The 18358-nt window shown below is 40.7% G+C and carries 18 protein-coding genes; 7 read left to right on the plus strand and 11 right to left on the minus strand.

Annotated features, from left to right (window positions below):
- Positions 1-97: 97 nt before the first annotated feature.
- The 3 genes from PGLA_RS21810 to PGLA_RS21820 all read right to left on the minus strand — a co-directional run bounded on the left by PGLA_RS21810 (position 98) and on the right by PGLA_RS21820 (position 3002).
- Positions 98-1087 (minus strand): inorganic phosphate transporter, encoded by a 990-nt coding sequence (locus PGLA_RS21810; protein ID WP_068537072.1) that lies wholly within the window; start codon positions 1085-1087, stop codon positions 98-100.
- Between the two features lie 13 nt (positions 1088-1100).
- A complete protein-coding gene (locus tag PGLA_RS21815; RefSeq protein WP_068537074.1) occupies positions 1101-1718 on the minus strand; it encodes a DUF47 domain-containing protein in 618 nt (205 codons plus the stop codon).
- Between the two features lie 207 nt (positions 1719-1925).
- A complete protein-coding gene (locus tag PGLA_RS21820; RefSeq protein WP_169810205.1) occupies positions 1926-3002 on the minus strand; it encodes a DUF3048 domain-containing protein in 1077 nt (358 codons plus the stop codon).
- 267 nt (positions 3003-3269) lie between these two features.
- On the opposite strand from PGLA_RS21820, the gene PGLA_RS21825 reads away from it, so the two are divergent.
- Both PGLA_RS21825 and PGLA_RS21830 read left to right on the plus strand, forming a co-directional pair.
- The gene (locus PGLA_RS21825) at positions 3270-3758 is read left to right on the plus strand and encodes a DoxX family protein (RefSeq protein WP_068537165.1); all 489 of its coding nucleotides are present in this window, start codon (positions 3270-3272) and stop codon (positions 3756-3758) included.
- Between the two features lie 300 nt (positions 3759-4058).
- Complete coding sequence (locus PGLA_RS21830; RefSeq protein ID WP_068537076.1) at positions 4059-4565, plus strand: DoxX family protein; 507 nt, start codon at positions 4059-4061, stop codon at positions 4563-4565.
- A gap of 85 nt (positions 4566-4650) precedes the next feature.
- On the opposite strand, the gene PGLA_RS21835 is transcribed toward PGLA_RS21830, so the two are convergent.
- The 3 genes from PGLA_RS21835 to PGLA_RS21845 form a co-directional block, all read right to left on the minus strand.
- Complete coding sequence (locus PGLA_RS21835; RefSeq protein WP_068537078.1) at positions 4651-5430, minus strand: DODA-type extradiol aromatic ring-opening family dioxygenase; 780 nt, start codon at positions 5428-5430, stop codon at positions 4651-4653.
- A gap of 91 nt (positions 5431-5521) precedes the next feature.
- Positions 5522-6352: an alpha/beta hydrolase gene (locus PGLA_RS21840; RefSeq protein ID WP_068537080.1), complete on the minus strand. Its 831-nt coding sequence runs from the start codon at positions 6350-6352 to the stop codon at positions 5522-5524.
- 132 nt (positions 6353-6484) lie between these two features.
- Positions 6485-6706, minus strand: coding sequence for a hypothetical protein (locus tag PGLA_RS21845; protein ID WP_068537082.1), 222 nt, complete (start codon positions 6704-6706; stop codon positions 6485-6487).
- Between the two features lie 261 nt (positions 6707-6967).
- Between PGLA_RS21845 and PGLA_RS21850 the strand changes: the two genes are divergently transcribed.
- The 3 genes from PGLA_RS21850 (at position 6968) to PGLA_RS28225 (ending at position 8725) form a co-directional block, all read left to right on the plus strand.
- A complete protein-coding gene (locus PGLA_RS21850; RefSeq protein WP_068537084.1) occupies positions 6968-7648 on the plus strand; it encodes a DUF1129 family protein in 681 nt (226 codons plus the stop codon).
- 137 nt (positions 7649-7785) lie between these two features.
- Positions 7786-8523 (plus strand): hypothetical protein, encoded by a 738-nt coding sequence (locus tag PGLA_RS21855; protein WP_084411398.1) that lies wholly within the window; start codon positions 7786-7788, stop codon positions 8521-8523.
- Positions 8495-8725 carry a hypothetical protein gene (locus PGLA_RS28225; RefSeq protein WP_161487979.1) on the plus strand — a complete coding sequence of 77 codons (231 nt, stop codon included), beginning with the start codon at positions 8495-8497 and terminating at the stop codon, positions 8723-8725. Before PGLA_RS21855 ends, PGLA_RS28225 begins: the two co-directional genes overlap by 29 nt.
- Positions 8726-8844: 119 nt before the next feature.
- Here PGLA_RS28225 and PGLA_RS21860 read toward each other — a convergent pair whose 3' ends face one another.
- Complete coding sequence (locus tag PGLA_RS21860) at positions 8845-9750, minus strand: DMT family transporter (RefSeq protein ID WP_068537086.1); 906 nt, start codon at positions 9748-9750, stop codon at positions 8845-8847.
- Positions 9751-10034: 284 nt separating this feature from the next.
- On the opposite strand from PGLA_RS21860, the gene PGLA_RS21865 reads away from it, so the two are divergent.
- Positions 10035-11531, plus strand: coding sequence for an aminotransferase class V-fold PLP-dependent enzyme (locus tag PGLA_RS21865; RefSeq protein WP_068537088.1), 1497 nt, complete (start codon positions 10035-10037; stop codon positions 11529-11531).
- 90 nt (positions 11532-11621) lie between these two features.
- Here PGLA_RS21865 and ilvA read toward each other — a convergent pair whose 3' ends face one another.
- Together ilvA and PGLA_RS21875 are read right to left on the minus strand one after the other, a co-directional pair.
- Positions 11622-12857, minus strand: coding sequence for a threonine ammonia-lyase IlvA (ilvA, locus tag PGLA_RS21870; protein WP_068537167.1), 1236 nt, complete (start codon positions 12855-12857; stop codon positions 11622-11624).
- Between the two features lie 321 nt (positions 12858-13178).
- Positions 13179-13787: an alpha/beta hydrolase gene (locus PGLA_RS21875; protein WP_068537090.1), complete on the minus strand. Its 609-nt coding sequence runs from the start codon at positions 13785-13787 to the stop codon at positions 13179-13181.
- Positions 13788-14042: 255 nt separating this feature from the next.
- Between PGLA_RS21875 and PGLA_RS21880 the strand changes: the two genes are divergently transcribed.
- Positions 14043-14879, plus strand: a complete 837-nt coding sequence (locus PGLA_RS21880; protein WP_068537092.1) for a YitT family protein — start codon at positions 14043-14045, stop codon at positions 14877-14879.
- 460 nt (positions 14880-15339) lie between these two features.
- Here the strand turns inward: PGLA_RS21880 and purD are convergent, their stop codons facing one another.
- Together purD and purH are read right to left on the minus strand one after the other, a co-directional pair.
- Positions 15340-16605, minus strand: coding sequence for a phosphoribosylamine--glycine ligase (gene purD, locus PGLA_RS21885; protein WP_068537094.1), 1266 nt, complete (start codon positions 16603-16605; stop codon positions 15340-15342).
- Between the two features lie 164 nt (positions 16606-16769).
- Complete coding sequence (purH, locus tag PGLA_RS21890; RefSeq protein ID WP_068537096.1) at positions 16770-18317, minus strand: bifunctional phosphoribosylaminoimidazolecarboxamide formyltransferase/IMP cyclohydrolase; 1548 nt, start codon at positions 18315-18317, stop codon at positions 16770-16772.
- Positions 18318-18358 lie beyond the last annotated feature (41 nt).

Below are 18358 nucleotides of genomic sequence, written 5' to 3' on the forward strand. Positions count from 1 at the left end.
TCTAATCCAATAATCTTATACAAAAAAAAGCCAACCTTCGGTGATTGGCCACTTCTATCCCAGTATGTCTATTTAGTCTATCTACTTGCATTGTGTTCTAGAATAAGATTTTAAAGATCAATCCTGCTAGCAATCCCGAAATTGGAATTGTAATAAACCATGTAATAATGATTCGTCCTGCGACTGACCATTTCACTTCAGATACTCGCTTAGCACTACCCACACCTAAGAGCGCTGATGTAATTGCATGTGTTGTGCTTACAGGCATATGAAGAATGGTCGCTGAAAATATAACCGAAGCTCCAGCCATATCTGCTGCGAAACCATTAATAGGTTCGATTTTGAAAATTTTAGTTCCCATCGTTTTGATGATTTTATATCCACCTATGGAAGTACCAAGTGCCATTGCTGTAGCGGCAGATAATTTAACCCATAGTGGAACATCTAGTGTATCCTGAAACTCTGACGTTACAAGAGCAAATGTAATAATACCCATTGCTTTCTGCGCATCATTCGTACCATGTGTGAAGGCCTGAATTGCTGCTGTGAGAATCTGCATCGTGCGAAACCCTTTATTTACGTTATGAGGACTTCTTTTTGCAAAAATCCATTTCAAAACAGTCATAATAATATAACCAATCGCGAATGCAATTAATGGTGAGAAGATTAGCACTTTAAGAATACTAATAAATCCTTCCCATTTCACGTAACCCGCTCCAGCTCCTACAAATACTGCCCCAGTTAATGCACCAATTAAGGCATGTGATGAGGAAGAAGGAATACCGAACCACCAAGTAACCAGATTCCAAATAATAGCAGCGAGTAGTGCCGCAATGACAACCTGAATCCCATTGTCGAGCGCTGCTGGATCCGCAACACTACCCCCAATGGTCTTGGCTACCCCCGTAAATGTGATAGCTCCAAGGAAATTCATAGCCGCTGCCATCAAAATAGCTACTCTCGGCTTCAAGGCACGGGTAGAGACTGAAGTTGCAATGGCATTAGCTGTATCATGGAATCCATTTATAAAGTCAAAAGCTAGAGCAAGAAAGATGACGATACCTAAAACGAATATTGACGTTTCCATGTTTGTAAACCCCTTAAGAATTACTCATAATAATCGATTCCAGCATGTTAGCCACATCTTCACATGTGTCCGTAGTTTGTTCTAGACGTTCATAAATTTCCTTTTTCTTAATCAATTCGATAGGATCGCTAATAGTTGCGAATAAGTTCTTAATACAAATACGCAGCAAATCATCACCTTGGTTCTCCAGATCATTCAAACGAATCGTATATTCGCGAATAGCCAGAAGCTTCTTCTGAGACAGCAAATGAATGGCTTTCTGAATCACATAAGCTGATTGACGCAAAATTTCTGCAAACTGAACGATATATTCGTCAGGTTCATGCAAATCGTACATATAGAAACGGGAAGTCGTAGCCTCCAAACCATCCATAACATCATCTAAACTAGACGTTAATGCCAAGATGTCATCACGATCAATAGGAGTAATAAAAGTTTTGTTGAGTTCCTTAATAATGGTGTGCGTGAATTCATCACACTGAGACTCATATTTTTTCATTTCACCTGCAAATTGACTTACATCTTCATACTTGGACACGTTCTGTGCAAAATAATCAGCAGCCTGTACGATTGTATCTGCCATATTCTCCATCGTTTCGAAAAAGATGTCCTTCTTCTTCTTAAATACCATTTGATTACTCCTCTGCTCAAATATGCCTTCGGTTGTTTATCCACCTACTAGATAACCCTAGCTATCTTACCATAACCCATAACCCCTTTGTAAAGGCGCTATCTATCTTTTCTTACAACGTTAGCTATCTGTACTTATATTTTCATATATTTTCTAATTTTTTTGCATATATATCCATAATATTAAATCAATATATTCCTTTACATCCTAATTTTGCTTCTCGTTCGACACCTTAACATGACTTTCAAAACTTGGGTCATTAGGTACGATGTTTATATATGTAGTACCCGGAACTAATGGAATCTCCTTATCATCCTTCACAAATCGAATTACATCATCTTTAGAATGAATCCAATTCCCTCTAATTAGCTTTCCATGCTGAAATATTAACGCTTCACCGCCTAGATTAACATCGACTGATATACGCCCTACATCATCAAGTACCTTATGATCCGCGCCCATTACAATCACGTTTGCAGCTTCTAGTTGCATATTGTTCGTCAGGTCCACATGCGGCTTGTTATTGATGGAACGTTTATATACTTTCTTCGAATCATCATAATCATAAGAAACGATATAATTTTGAAGTAGAAAAGTGATGTCCACTTTACTAGCATGCTCACCTGCGATGATTTCATTCTCTGAACGGAAAGGATACGTAGGTATAGCTACTTCCTGTTTATACTTTAATTTATTTGCTGCCTCACGAAGTTTGTCCGTATCAGAGTACAAATTATGCGGAGCCTTTCGACTCTTATCCCTCCAGAAAAAAGCACCTGCCTTACCGATCTCATCAAGATCTTCCTTCTTCTGCTTCTGTATGATGGAATACGCTTCGGGGCTTCCACCTGCATGTACCAGTAGACCATGATAAAGATCACCAATTTCGATGAGATAAGGCCTGATACTTCGTATCGGTCCAATCGTTATCGCATCACTATGGCTTTGATAAATAGCGACAAGACGCGTAATCCCTCCCTCAGCCAACACTTCATAGACCATATCCGCTTTACTCAATCCCGATTGAGGCCTTGCGGCTGGAGCATTGTTAACCATTACGGCTAATGGACGCACGTTAGTTGGTGATTCTATCCGTAAACCGGTGAGTGGAGCTATATACTGAGATACGGGGATAACCGGGTCGGTAGGGGGCGTGTCTTCTACAACTAAGGGCGTTGGTTCTGAAGGTGGTGCAGTCTCTTCATTCGCATTGGCACAGGAAGAAAGAATAAATGCCATTAATAATAGCATACTAAGTATGCGCGGTAACTTCGTTCGATTCATAGATGAATGCTCCTCCTTAATTAATGACTAAAAACGTTTCTTCCATTTAATCACAAAAGTAGCTTTTTGTCAGTCTTCATCGTTCTATGCCGAATATGTCGATTGAATTTGATTATCTTAATATATATTTTAAATTTGTGATATTAATCACACCGCATGTGAAATGTTTCACATATAATAAGGATATCAAAGATGATTATCTTTCAGCAGACAGCAGACAAACATAATCATCAATCACAACCAGATACACAGAGGAGAGAATTTATTATGATTAATCATTGGCTAAGAGAGAATAAAGTTGCAGCTTGGATCCTTACCTTCATCCGATTATATGTAGGATATACATGGTTCACAGCTGGGCTTCATAAATTAACGGCTGGCTTTGATGCTGGAGGATTCCTTCAAGGTGCTATAGCGAAGAGTACAGGTGACAACCCTAGCGTTCAAGGATGGTGGGCATCATTCTTGGAACATGCCGCATTACCAGCCGTTAAGTATATCAATATACTTATCCCACTAGGAGAGACTCTGGTAGGACTAGGACTCATACTTGGAGTATGCACCACATTTGCAGCACTCATGGCCATAGTAATGAATTCCGCTTTTCTTCTATCAGGTACTGTAAGCACCAACGTTCAAATGCTATTGATGGAATGCTTCATTGTCGTTGCAGCCGCTAATGGGGGGCGCATTGGGCTAGACCGTTGGGTGATTCCTTATCTCCGGAATCTATCACGTAATTATATAAATCGGTAGCATCACTACTACACTAAAACACACAAACCATAGAAACAACTAAATCCATATAAAGTATAAAAAGGAGTTCTCTCTTCAGCACTGAAGAAAGAACTCCTTTTGTTATGCGCCGATCATCCAACAATTCTGAAAGAGATTCGTACGGATAATATCGAAATAGGTAATTTTAATCATTTATAATAAATAATTAAAATTTGTGTAATTTTTTACATTAAAAGTGAATTATATAGTAAAGTTATTTCAGATTATCATTTTCAAGCGGCAAGCCGAAACTAAATTATGAGGAGTGAATTATGTTTAATGTTTAATCATTGGCTAAGAACTAACAAAGTAGTTGCATTGATTCTGGTCTTCGTTCGATTCTATTTGGGCTATACATGGATTACCGGTGGCATTCGTAAATTAACCGGTGGATTTGATGCTGGAGGTTTCCTACAAGGGGCAGCAGAGAAAAGTACAGGATGGTGGGCAACATTCTTGGAAAATATCGCATTACCAGGTGTAGGAATCTTCAACATCCTTATTCCGTTCGGGGAGACTTTGGTAGGACTAGGACTTATCCTTGGCGTATTCACCACATTTTCTGCTTTGATGGGGCTGGTTATGAATTCCGCCTTCCTGTTATCAGGTTCTTTAAGCACAAACGTTCAAATGTTATTGTTGGAATGTCTCATTATCGTTGCAGCAGCTAATGGGGGGCGTATTGGGCTGGATCGTTGGGTACTCCCTTATATTCATAATTTCCTATTCAACAAAAAAGCTAAGATATCCTCTCAGGTACCTCATTTGAATACTACAGGGGTTTAATAACTCATAACTCTACAATACTCAGAATAGAACAAGGAGTTGTCCCTTTAGCAGCATGAGCTACTAAAAAGACAACTCCTTGATGTTAAGAGCCGAACATCCAACAATTCAGACTAAGATTTCCATACTGGTAATCTTGAAATAGTCGCTTGGCCTTACGTTCATCATCTGCCGCTCCCATGGCATAGAACAATGGAATGAAATGTTCAAGACCATATGGAGGAACAGCTTGATCTGCAAAAGGTGCCTTTTGACGATAATCGAATAACGATTTCAAATCCCATTCTTCAAGTTCCTCAGCAATCCAATGATCGAACTCGACAGCCCATTCATCCGTTTGTGCACCTTCGCTAAGCGTTCGTAAATTATGAACGAGTCCACCACTACCAATAATAAGGACATCCTCCTTACGAAGCTCCGTAAGCATAGCGCCTATATTATATTGCTCCTTGGGTGACCGTGTTGAATCCACTGACAACTCAATAACAGGAATGTTCGCTTCGGGATATAATTTCTGAAGAATAACCCAGACCCCGTGATCAAGTCCCCGCCCCTGCGCAGGAATGTAATTCAAATTGTGCTTTTTAAATAATTCATCTATTCGCTTGTTCAAATCAGAATCACCTTGAGCAGGATAGGTTAGCTCATATAACTCCTCAGGGAATCCGTAGAAATCATACATCGTAGCATGAGAATCATCTATTGTCATGGACTGCGTTGGCGTATCCCAATGTGCTGAGAATACCACAATAGCTTTCGGAATTTTGAAATGTTGACCCAATCCTTGCAGAAAACGAGCATAATCATGATCCTCCAAGGCCAGCATTGGCGAGCCATGAGCTACAAACAAAGATGGTATTGTCATTGATATCAACCTCCACACAGCAGTATACATTACTACTTTGTATTTTACAGTTAATGGAGGTCTTTTACCAATATTATTGTAGCCCCCTCTGTTAGATCATCCAGTTCTGCCATTCCTGTTGAGATCTCTCTTGTTCGTTTAACCATTCCTTAGTCCGGTGAAGCAATTGATCACGGTGAGGTCCAGAAGAATACGTATGATCCGCTTGAAAAATGATTTCTTTATCACAGATTCCTTCAGGACGCATCCAGAATACTTTTTGATACAGGAAAGCATAATCAACTGGAATAGAATCGTCAGAGGTTCCGTGGATTAACAGGACATTTCCATTAAATTTACTCGCCTGTTGAAAAGGTTGGAACGGTGCAAGGGATTCAAAAAAGACTGGTGAAAATTTATAGCCCAAATAATCGGAAATCCCTGTCTTAACAACGGTATCATATACATCTCGACCCATGATTTTTACAATATCATTAAAAGGATACCCAACAGATGACCACAAGACGAGGTTCTTCACTCGACGATCCCGTCCTGCAGTCAGTATAGCAACCGCTCCGCCCAAACTATGTCCAATCAGGGTGACGCGTGTGGGATCTACATCAGCACAAGCCAGTGTATAATCGAGTACGCTACGAGTCTGGTCAATCATGGACTCTAGACCTTCCTTACCATAATCGCCTGTACTTTCGCCACAACCGATATAATCAAATCTAACGACCATATATCCGTCCTCTGAAAGTTCCCTTGCTGTCTTCACGAAAAGGCGATCTACTCCGATACGATTGCCAACAAAGCCATGACAAATGATGACGAGAGGCACTCGTTCTTTATTACGGCCCTCTTTATTCATTTTAGAAGACGGATAATGAATACTGGCTGTTAGTTCTTCTTGATTATGACGGATAACAATGTGGCGTTCCATACATGATTCCCCCTAGCGTTATGCGATTATTCTATATACTAATAAATCCGATAAGTTTAATATGAATTAACGAATTTATTGTAACATCGCCAAAAAGGGTATGTCAATGGGTTTTTGACTATTCACTTCTTTCTAGTCATAGCTTTGAATGAACATATGGTGCGTTTCTTGTCTGCCTTCCCAGTTAGCCATTAGCTCATTTCCTTGATCGGTATCGGATAACCCACCCCACATAGAAGGAGCATCCATCCCATCATCTAACCCCAATTCCGATGTAAACTCTTCTTCTATCGCTCTGATGCTTGCTTGATCATTCAATATTGATACAGAATTCAAGTCTAGATTATTCACCACATTTTCTCCTCCTTTGTTCTATATAGATTGAACTAAAGTTTGCGCTCACAAGATCAATCATTTCTAAAGAAGATCATGAATATGGGGTTTCGTCTTTAGTTCAATCTATATTTATCGTTATTATGTTGTGAATTCACACATGGTTTTATACACTAGCACAATATCGACATAAGCTCTCTCTTACCATGATTGGCAGAGGCATGTCCTTGCCAACGATCAACTGTGTTCATATACTTGAACTAGATAGGGGGAGTAAATAACATGACAATTAAAGCTATGATCAAAGAAAATAATCGCTTAAGAGAACAGATGACCCCCGGTAATAAAGATTATTTCGAGGATATCGTCGTTTACTTTCGTACCAGTGATGTGGATCAGATTCAAAGTGAACAACTACTATTAGAGTTGGCACATCAACTTCTAGAAGCTCAAGAGCAAGGGATCAACGCACGCCAATTATTCGGACCAAACGCCGAAGAATACAGTCGTATTAAAGTGCAAATTCTGCCTAAAAGAAAGACTATAGAGGGCATTCAATATTATGTTATGATTCCTTGGATCGCGCTAACGATATTCTTTTTTATGGAGTCCTTGGTCGGTTTCGTAGCACAATGGCTTGGTGACTCTTTGGATAACTTCAATCGTATCAGTCTCTTGTCGCTCATTATTATTGCCTTAGGTTCAGTCCTATTAATAGAGGCTGTCACGAAGTTGCTCAATCGTAATACGGAAAGGGCTGAGGAAGAAAAGGAGACACGACATACGAAGCCCCATCTTAATTTAAGAATGATTGTCATCTATGTCGTCGTAACGTTGATCATTATGATGATTGGCTATACCTTCCGTAACCTATTACCGGTATTTACGATTCAGCCTTGGGTTAGCCTTCTAATTTCCGTCATGGGCCTGTTAGGATGGAGATTAATATTCAAGCGAAAGTAAGTATATCTAGAACATTCGTATCATTTGTCTGCCACATCTAATTTTTTTATTTCGAAATTGAAGTCAATTTGTAACTTAACTACCTCCTATTTGGGTTAATATCATTATGAACCCATAAATTAGGAGGTATTGTAGTAATGAAATTCAAATCAACTACCCTAGCTACTATTCTTGCCCTCGTCGTAACACTTCAATCCGGAGTAGTATATGCTTCAGTTGACCAATCTACCGTTTCCGTAGCAATCAGTAATGTTGCAACAGTACCCACTACTACAAGCCGCGCAAATCTCGTATACAATAAGTTTCTAATTCTAGTCAAACAACCTGATAAGCTTACGGAGGCCAACACTTTTCTAAAGACTCATATCTATGAAGTAAGCTCTTCTCAGGCAAGCCTCATGACGCTAAGGTTAGAGAATGCTCAGAGAGCAGCCTTGCATGCATGGGAGGATAAATTCTATGCCGGTTCAGTTCAAGAAAAAATTGCAACAATCTATAAAGACCACGACGATTTCACTAGGTTGATGGGTCGAACAAAGGATTCAAATCTACGAAAGTTATTTCAAGGTTCCCTAGATCGAGGGTATAAGATAGAGATAGCGGAAGGAACCTTTTTTCCGGTCATTGACTACGAAGGATATAAGGAATATTCTCCGTACGTTATGAAAGATATTAAGAGTTATATTGATATCATGGCGATTGAATCTGCTGTCATTCCTTCTAGGGACGCCGGTCTCATGATTAGTTGGCAAGAAGTTTCCAACCGTGCTTTGACTCAAGAGGCATTTGTGAAACAATATCCTAAATCTAATCGCACGATCAACGTGACCTACCTATACCAACTATGTGATCAGTGCAATTTACGGACTGAATAATACACCTCTTTTTGATTATGTATCCAAAGAAATGGATCCTGAAGCGAAAGAAACCTATTTATCTCTCCTCGCAGAGAATACAACAACAGATAGTGTGTATTTAAAGAAACTCCAAGCCTTCATGGATGTCCTAAAAGATAACAATTATACACTTAACGCTACCGTCGAGAAATATCGCAAGGCTAACTTTCCTATAATGTAGCCCGTCGCCAAACTCCTAAATCCTCTCGAAACACCAAAAAGCCTTCTCGACACTATGCTGTGATTTCACGACAGCATGGTATAAGAGAAGGCTTTTTTCAACGTTGTTGGCCTCGTGGGTTATTGGTCCCCTGATAGCACTGAATGCTTTGATTTGTTTTTGCGACTGGCTATAAATACCCCAGAAAGAATAATCACTAACCCTACCAACAATGTCCACTTAATATGTTCATTTAATAAGGTATACCCCCACAAGACAGCCGTGCAAGGAACGAGATATGTAACCATCGTTGCAAATTCTGCACTCCCTTTTTGAATCATGTAATAGAACAAGATATACGCAATTCCCGATCCGAACATCCCTAACCCAATAAGCATCAAGATGTTAGATAACGAAGTGAGGTTTGATAATACGACCTCCTCTGTACTGAAAGCCATGATTCCACTTCCAACCATCGTGCATAGCAACGTACCAAAGGTAACTTGATACATCGAGTATCCTATTGTAAGAAGATTCTTGGATAGCTGAGACCCAACGGCATAACAGAATGTCGCTGCAATCATACAGCCGAATCCAAACATATCTACTGAAATGAACGTAACAGGATTGATACCAAGCAATATGATTAGACCAATAGTCGCAATCCCTATTCCGAGCCACTGTCTCTTACTGGATACGGAACGGAAGAACAATACACCCACTATTATTGTCCACACCGGCGTTGTAGCGTTCAATACGGATGCCATACTGCTAGGCAAACGTGTCTCGCTCAATGCAATTAATGCCCACGGAATCGCTGTATTGATCAAGGCCATGATGGTCATCGGAACCCAAGAAATAGTCCGTATTCCAAATGGCTTCTTTAAAGCTAGCATAATACATACAATAACTAGCAAACCTGTACTTGATCTTAAGAAGGCAATGGTCCAAGGACCAAAATCATGAAGAAGCATTTTGATGAAAAAGAAAGATCCTCCCCAAATGAGACTAAGTGCTATAAGTGCTAAATATACAAGACGTGACAACGCTACTCCTTCTTCCTCTGACAATGATATCAATGATAATGTGAACATCTTAAGCTAATAGCGTAACGTAATTCATCTCGAAAGTTCAATACATTCTTTAATTATATCTCATAACAACCTGCCTCATACTGTTACATTTCCAACTATATTCGCAATTGTTTATTTAAAATTTAAAATATCATACTGCTGTTACAACTTTATTTTAACAATAGGCAATAACCCACAACCACGTTCAGACATATACTGAGAACAAATCATGTCAGGATATGTTGGAGGAATAGTGCGTGCCTAATCTACAGCGCAAGGATCAAGCCGAGGGTCTGTCATTGACACAATATTTTGAAACATTTCGTAACCATACGATCGGTACAGATTCCTATTTCGAATCTCCTTACGGTAGGAAACAAGTCATTTATGCGGATTGGACAGCCAGCGGACGTCTATACCGCCCCATTGAATCACACATTATAGAGCATATCGGCCCCTATATGGCGAATACACATACAGATGCTAATATCACTGGCACCACCATGACTAAAGCCTACAAGCAAGCACGAAACATGATTAAACGGCATGTCAATGCCGGCGAACATGATATTCTTATCAACAGCGGTGCAGGGATGACTTCAGCAGTTAACAAGCTCCAACGCATCTTAGGACTTAGAATACCCGAGTGGGTCCAACCTCACTGTCACTTACCTGAGGAGAGTCGTCCAGTTATTTTCGTTAGTCATATGGAGCATCATTCTAATCAGTTATCATGGTCTGAGACAATTGGAGACGTCGTATGTATAGAACCAGGGGATCATGGAGAGGTAGATCCAGAGAAATTAGAACAAGCTTTAACACAATATTGTCATCGTACATGTAAGATAGGTTCTTTTACCTCTTGTTCCAATGTCACTGGTATCCAGACACCTTATCATCAACTCGCTCGAAAGATGCATCAGCACGGAGGGATATGTTTTGTTGATTTCTCGGCAAGTGCCCCCTATGTAGATATCAACATGCATCCTTCCTCACCTTTGGAACAATTAGATGGTATTTTCTTCTCACCACATAAGTTTCTGGGTGGACCCGGGAGCAGTGGCGTTTTGATCTTCAACTCACGGCTTTACAACAACCAAATACCAGATCATCCCGGGGGTGGGACGGTATCTTGGACGAACGCCTGGGGAGGCCGACATTATTACACAGATAAAGAAGACCGCGAAGATGGTGGGACACCTCCCATTCTCCAGACAATTAGAACAGCCCTCTGTATTCAGCTCAAAGAACGTATGGGTTGCAAACAAATTATGCAACGTGAACACGAACTTACCTCTATCCTAATGAACGAGTTAACACATACTCCAGGAATTTTTGTTTTGGAGAACCAAGCGAAGGAACGTCTCGGAATTATATCTTTTATCGTACATCGCATTCATTACAACTTATTTGTTAGATTACTTAATGATCGGTTCGGAATCCAAGCTCGTGGCGGCTGCTCTTGCGCTGGCCCTTATGGTCATTACTTACTTCAAATTAACGAAAGTATATCAAAGAAAATTACAGACCAACTCGATCAAGGCGATCTAACCCACAAACCGGGTTGGGTTCGATTATCCATCCACCCCACGATGACCGATCAAGAGGTTTATATTATCTCAGAAGCGGTTCGTTCTATCCTGGCAAATATAGAATCATGGAAGCAGGATTACCACTATGATTACTCTACAAATGACTGGAACCATAAATATGCATCACATCGAGTAGATCTAGACGCATTGTTTACGTTCTAAAGAAGTAGAAAAAGAATGACTGACTTTACCACAGCAAAGAAGCGTGATACGACATTCCGTATACACGCTTCTTTGCTGTGAATTATATTTCTAAAATAGTAAATTGAATAAATTCCGGTCTTTATTAAGCTCTGTATACTCGAATCCTTTGCGATTCAATCGTTCAATCAATGCCTCATAGTCATCTTTCTCATCTAATTCGATGCCCACGAGCGCCGGTCCGTTTTCTTTATTGTGCTTTTTTGTATATTCAAAATTCGTAATCTCATCATCAGGACCTAGCACATCCTGAAGGAACTCACGTAATGCACCTGCACGTTGTGGGAAATTGATCATGAAATAATGCTTGAGTCCTTCATAAATCAGCGAGCGTTCCTTGATCTCTTGCATCCGAGCAATATCATTATTTCCTCCACTGATGATACAGACGACCGTCTTTCCTTCAATCTGTTCACGGTATAGGTCCAGTGCTGACACAGGCAATGCTCCGGCTGGTTCAACAACGATAGCATTCTCATTATATAGTTCCAGAATCGTTGTACACGCTTTGCCTTCAGGTACCTTCACGACATCATCAAGCGTACGAGAACAGATGTCAAAGGGCATATCCCCTACACGCTTCACAGCAGCTCCATCTACGAATTTATCGATCACATCCATCGTCACAACTTCTTTACGAAGCAACGCTTCACTCATAGAGGCCGCTCCCAGTGGTTCTACCCCGATCATTTTGGTATTGGGACTAACGGTCTTGATATATGTTCCAATTCCAGCTGCTAGTCCACCTCCACCAATCGTTACGAAGATATAATCAGCAGCGGTGTCTAGACTCTCCATCACTTCCATTGCAATCGTCCCATTACCCGCAATAATACGAGGTTCGTCAAAAGGATGTATAAACGTCATACCCTGTTCAGCACAGGTCTTCATAGCTTCTGCATATGCATCGTCATACGTATCACCAATTAATACAACCTTAACGTTCTCACCACCGAAACGTCTAACCTGCTTCACCTTTTGATTAGGTGTAGTACTTGGCATATAAATTTTACCCTGAATCCCTAGTGTCTTACATGAAAAAGCCACACCCTGAGCATGATTTCCTGCACTTGCACAGACAATTCCTTTCGCTAACTCTTCCTCTGAGAGACTACGAATCATATTATACGCACCGCGAATCTTAAAGGAACGTACCACTTGTAAGTCCTCACGCTTCAGATACACGTTACAGTTATATTTTGTTGAAAGTACAGCATCCCATTGTAAGGGTGTCCGTACAATAACTTCTTTTAACACATGATGCGCTCGAACGATCTCTTCCATCATCACAGGAGCCTTCTTTTGCGGATTAGAGAATGACTTGATTGACTCGACTATAGATGGTTGCGTATTAGATTCTTCTGTTTGGTCTGTATTCTTTTTATTATTCATTCTGTCATCCTTCTCCTCATTCAAATCTCTATGTATGATTTAGTTTTATTTTTGTATCACCTTAGTAACGTACTCTTTTTGCACTCATTTTTCAACCGTATCATGGGATACAGGGAATGAATTCCGTCTAATTTATGTCGTCTTCAAGCTATTATATTTACTCTGTTAAACAATAAAAGCCCTCCATCTAATCTAGATGAAAGGCTTCGTGTTTGATTAAACGAAATGTTTGCCGAACCATTCTCCTGCAGCATCGATCTCGGTACGACTTAGTTGGTGTCCATTGTTCTCCCAGTGCAAGTCTGTTATTGCTCCCGCTCCTGCTAACATGGATTGAAGATCTTCTGATTCTTGCGCAGAACATAACATATCATTACGTCCAGCACCCATGAAGACTGGTATGCCAGATAAATCAGGTAACACCTTATCACGCAGAGGAACCATAGGATGGTGCAAAATAGCTCCCTTAAAAGCGTCCTCATAATGAAACAGCAGACTAGCTATGATGTTAGCTCCGTTAGAATAGCCTACAGCTACCATGTTACGACGGTCTATACCATACTCTTTTGAGGCTTCATCCAAGAATGAGTATACTTCATGCGTACGGTTCACCAGATCTACTTCATCAAACACACCTTCAGCTAAACGACGGAAGAATCGGGACATGCCATTCTCTAGCACGTTACCACGAACGCTAAGTATAGACGATGCAGGTGAGATCATTTCCCCAATAGGCAATAAATCGTGTTCTGTACCTCCCGTACCATGAAATAGAACGAGTGTAGGTGCAGAAACATCGCTTCCTTGTTTAAAAATATGCTTCAATATATTTCCCTCCAAATAGTAACATTATATCCATGAATAAATATTTTAATATCAAGATGGTTAACACTATGATATGTAAGTTTAAGTTTTAATGCAACTTCTTGAAAAGAGTCTCGATCCGTAAACGATCCTTCCCCTTGAACCTCTTAATAGTCAAAATATGATTGACATATATATAAATGGGCGTTACGCTTTAACCTTTGTAGACCCTTTTTATTTAAATAACCAACATATCAAAGACGGGCGGCATTTCACATGAAAAAGAAATTTATAGATATTATTTCAATTGTTATCGGTGCGTTTATCTTCGCATTAGCAGTTAATCTATTCGTTATTCCAAATGAGTTCGGTGAGGGTGGTGTCACCGGTATAACGATTATCTTGTACTACCTTTTCGAATGGTCACCTGGACTAGTCAGCTTAATCATCAATGCCTTTTTACTCCTAGCTGGCTATAAATTTCTGGACAAAAGAGCGACGATATACACCATTATTGCTGTACTATTCAATTCCCTCTTCCTCCATCTAACGGCCAACTGGAGCATTCCTTCAGATGAACTACTTCTGAATGCCATTTTCGGTGGTGTCTTTGTGGGTGTAGGGATCGGAATCATTATACGTGTCGGAGGAACAACGGCTGGTACAGTGATTCTTGCGAGAATGGCCAACAAATACCTAGACTGGAATATAAGCTACGCGCTATTATTTTTCGACCTCATTGTCGCATTCTCTTCTTACTTTATAATTGGCGCAGAAAGTCTTATGTTCACGATCATTATGCTCTATGTGGGTACGAAGGTGATGGACTTCATTATTGAAGGCCTAAATCCTAAGAAAGCCGTTATGATTATTTCAAAAAACCAAGACCAAATTGCTGAAAAAGTGATTGTCGACATGGATCGAGGCGTTACTGTTCTTTCGGGTCACGGATACTATACGAAGACATCCAAAGAAATCCTTTACATCGTCATCAGCAAACAAGAAGTGTCTGCACTCAAGAAAATTGTGAAGTCCATCGATATCGATGCTTTTGTAACTATTCATGATGTACGTGATGTGTTTGGGGAAGGATTTGTTGATATTTCGAAATAGATATTGAAAAAATATTTATAACGCTGTATGTTAGCGGCTTCGTTGACGGATCATTCTTACGATCGCTCTTGAAATCTGATTTCTTGATTATATACCGCCTTTAGCGGTAGAAATCCAATTTCAAAGGCGACCACTCCGGTTCTACAGAACGATTCCGTCAACTCCGCTGTGTATTACTGATTAAGATCAATAGTTTTTCAACTATTCCATTTGCTCTATATCCGTATGTAAAAAAGAGGCCTTCCTATTGCCAGGAAGGTCTCTTTTTACGTTCTATTTTCTTAGGATCTATTTATTAGATCTCTCTATTTCTTATCCGCTCTTGTTCCCCCGAAATTACATGTCACGTAACTCTTGCTAGATTTCACTTTATACCATTATATCTATTTTTTGCTATATCGTACTTCTTGCTATATCTTACATCTTCTTGCAGTACCTTACTTCAAGCTATTCTTACTAACTAAAGAAGTGCCTTCGCCGCTATATCACTTCGAAGATGTTTGCCCTCGAAGTCAATATGAGCTGCTTCACTGTATGCTTTAGCACGAGCCTCAGCGATGTCCGCTCCTAGGCCTACAACACCCAGAATTCGTCCACCATTGGTGATCCATTCTCCAGCTTCATTCTTAGTAGTTCCTGCATGGAATACGAGTGCATCTTTCACGTCGTCCAACCCCTCTATTACGATGCCTTTCGGGTATGATGCAGGATATCCACCTGAAGCTAGCACGACACACACAGCAGCCTCATCACTCCATTCAATCTCGATGTCAGCCAGTGTTCCGTTCACGGCTGCGATCATGATTGCAAGCAAGTCACTTTTCAATCTTGGAAGTACAACTTGCGTCTCCGGATCTCCAAAACGTGCATTGAATTCAATCGTTTTCGGAGTTCCATCCGGTGAAATCATCAATCCAGCGAACAATATCCCTGTGAAATGGCGTCCTTCCGCAACCATTGCCTTAGCCGTCGGTTTGATAATCTTCTCAATGGCTTCTTCAATAATGGCTGAATCAATGTGCGGAAGTGGAGAATAGGTTCCCATTCCTCCAGTATTAGGTCCTTGATCGTTGTCGAATACTTGCTTGTGGTCCTGAGCAGCAACCATTGGTCGTACTGTCTCCCCATCAACAAAAGCAAGAATAGACATTTCTTGCCCAGCAAGGAATTCTTCAATTACGACATGACTTCCAGCATCACCGAACACTTTTTCCACCATAATATCATGTAATGCAGATTCTGCTTGCTCCATCGAAAAGGCAACCGTAACACCTTTACCTGCCGCTAGTCCATCTGCTTTGATGACGACAGGAACTTCCTGTTTCAGTAGATATGATTTAGCATCTTCGTAATTATCGAACTTCTCATAAGCTGCCGTAGGAATATCATATTTGTGTAGTAAATCTTTCATGAATGTCTTGCTACCTTCTATTGCTGCTGCATTCTTACGTGGTCCAAACACCGGAATATCTTTAGCTTCAAAAGCATCAACGATCCCGTCCACTAATGGATCATCAGGTCCGATTACAACAAAATCTATATTGTTCTCTAACGCAAAATCCGTCAGTCGATCAAATTCACTTACAGCAATCGGTACGCATTCTGCAATGGTTTCAATTCCAGCATTGCCCGGCGCACAGTATATGCGTCCAGCCTGTGGGCTCTTCGCTAGTGCCCATATAATGGCGTGTTCACGACCCCCACCGCCTACGACCAATATGTCCATGTTCGCCTCTCCTTCTTCGCACCTTATTCATTGCCTATTAGACTCTTTACATGCTTCACGAAATCTTACGCTAAATAGGTTCGATCTCCCCTAAATATGACGCGATCTCATCAACAGCCACTCATTCTTATCCCACCTCAGAATCAGTGGCTAACTACGATCTTCTAGTGTTTAAAGTGACGAACACCTGTGAATACCATCGCAATGCCATGTTCATTCGCTGCTTTAATGGACTCATCGTCTTTGATCGAACCACCTGGTTGAATGATCGCAGTAATTCCAGCTTTAGCCGCAAACTCAACCGTATCTCCCATTGGAAAGAATGCATCAGAAGCAAGTACTGATCCTTTTGCCTTATCTCCCGCTTGCTCAATCGCAATCTTCGCTGAGCCAACACGATTCATCTGTCCAGCACCAACTCCGACAGTCATGTTATCCGATGCAAGTACAATCGCATTGGATTTAACATGCTTAACTACTTTCCATCCAAATAACAGTTGCTTTAATTCATCTTCTGTTGGTTGACGATCCGTAACGACGTTCAATTCTGCAACATTCACAGAATGAACATCACTCTCTTGAACTACCATGCCACCATCGATAGAGGTGAATAGGAATTGACTACTACGATCTTCAGATGAACCGAACTCACCCATTTTCAACAGACGTAGATTTTTCTTTTTCGTTAGAATCTCAAGAGCTTCAGCCGTGAAGTCAGGTGCTAGAATGATTTCTAAGAAAATATCTTTCAGCAATTCTGCTGTATCTGCATCAATCGTACGATTCGCTGCTACAATCCCACCGAAGATGGATGTTGGATCAGCATTATAAGCTTTTTGATAAGCCTCACACACATTGCTTCCAATGCCAACACCACATGGATTCATGTGCTTAACTGCTACAACCGCGGGTTCATTAAATTCTTTCACGATTTGAAGAGCTGCATTCGCATCATTAATATTGTTATAAGATAATTCCTTACCATGAAGCTGTTCAGCCGTTGTCAGTGTCCCTGCAGGAGCTAGCGGTTTACGATAAAATGCTGCTGTCTGATGCGGATTCTCACCATAACGTAAGTCTTGTATTTTCTCATAAGTAACGGTTAAACGCTCTGGTAATGGATCACCTGTTACATTCGACATATAATCAGAGATTAGGGCATCATAAGCCGCCGTGTGGCGGAACACTTTTGCCGCGAGCCGTTTGCGAGTCTCTAGTGTTGTGTCTCCATCCTTACGGATTTCTTCAAGCACAACACTATAATCGCTAGAATCTACAACCACACTAACAAATGCATGGTTCTTGGCACCTGAACGGAGCATGGTAGGTCCGCCGATGTCAATGTTCTCAATAGCTTCTTCATACGATACGTCTGGTTTAGCAATGGTTTCTTGGAAAGGATACAGGTTCACGACAACAAGGTCGATATAACCAAGCTCCAATTCCTTCATCTGTTGTTGATGTTCCACGTTATCACGTACAGCTAATAGACCGCTGTGTACGGCTGGATGTAGTGTTTTAACACGCCCATCCATAATTTCCGGGAATCCTGTAACTTCTGAAATTCCGATGACTGGCACGCCTTCTTTAGCAAGAAGACTGCTAGTTCCTCCAGTCGAAATAATCTCCACGCCCATTGCAGACAGTTCGCGGCAAAAATCCACGATGCCCTGTTTATCCGACACGCTGACTAACGCTCTTTTTATACTCACGAATTGGATCCTCCTTATATGTGTGACAGATTGTCAAGCCT

The organism is Paenibacillus glacialis (genome assembly GCF_001637205.1).
GTDB classification, from domain to species: domain Bacteria; phylum Bacillota; class Bacilli; order Paenibacillales; family Paenibacillaceae; genus Paenibacillus_AQ; species Paenibacillus_AQ glacialis.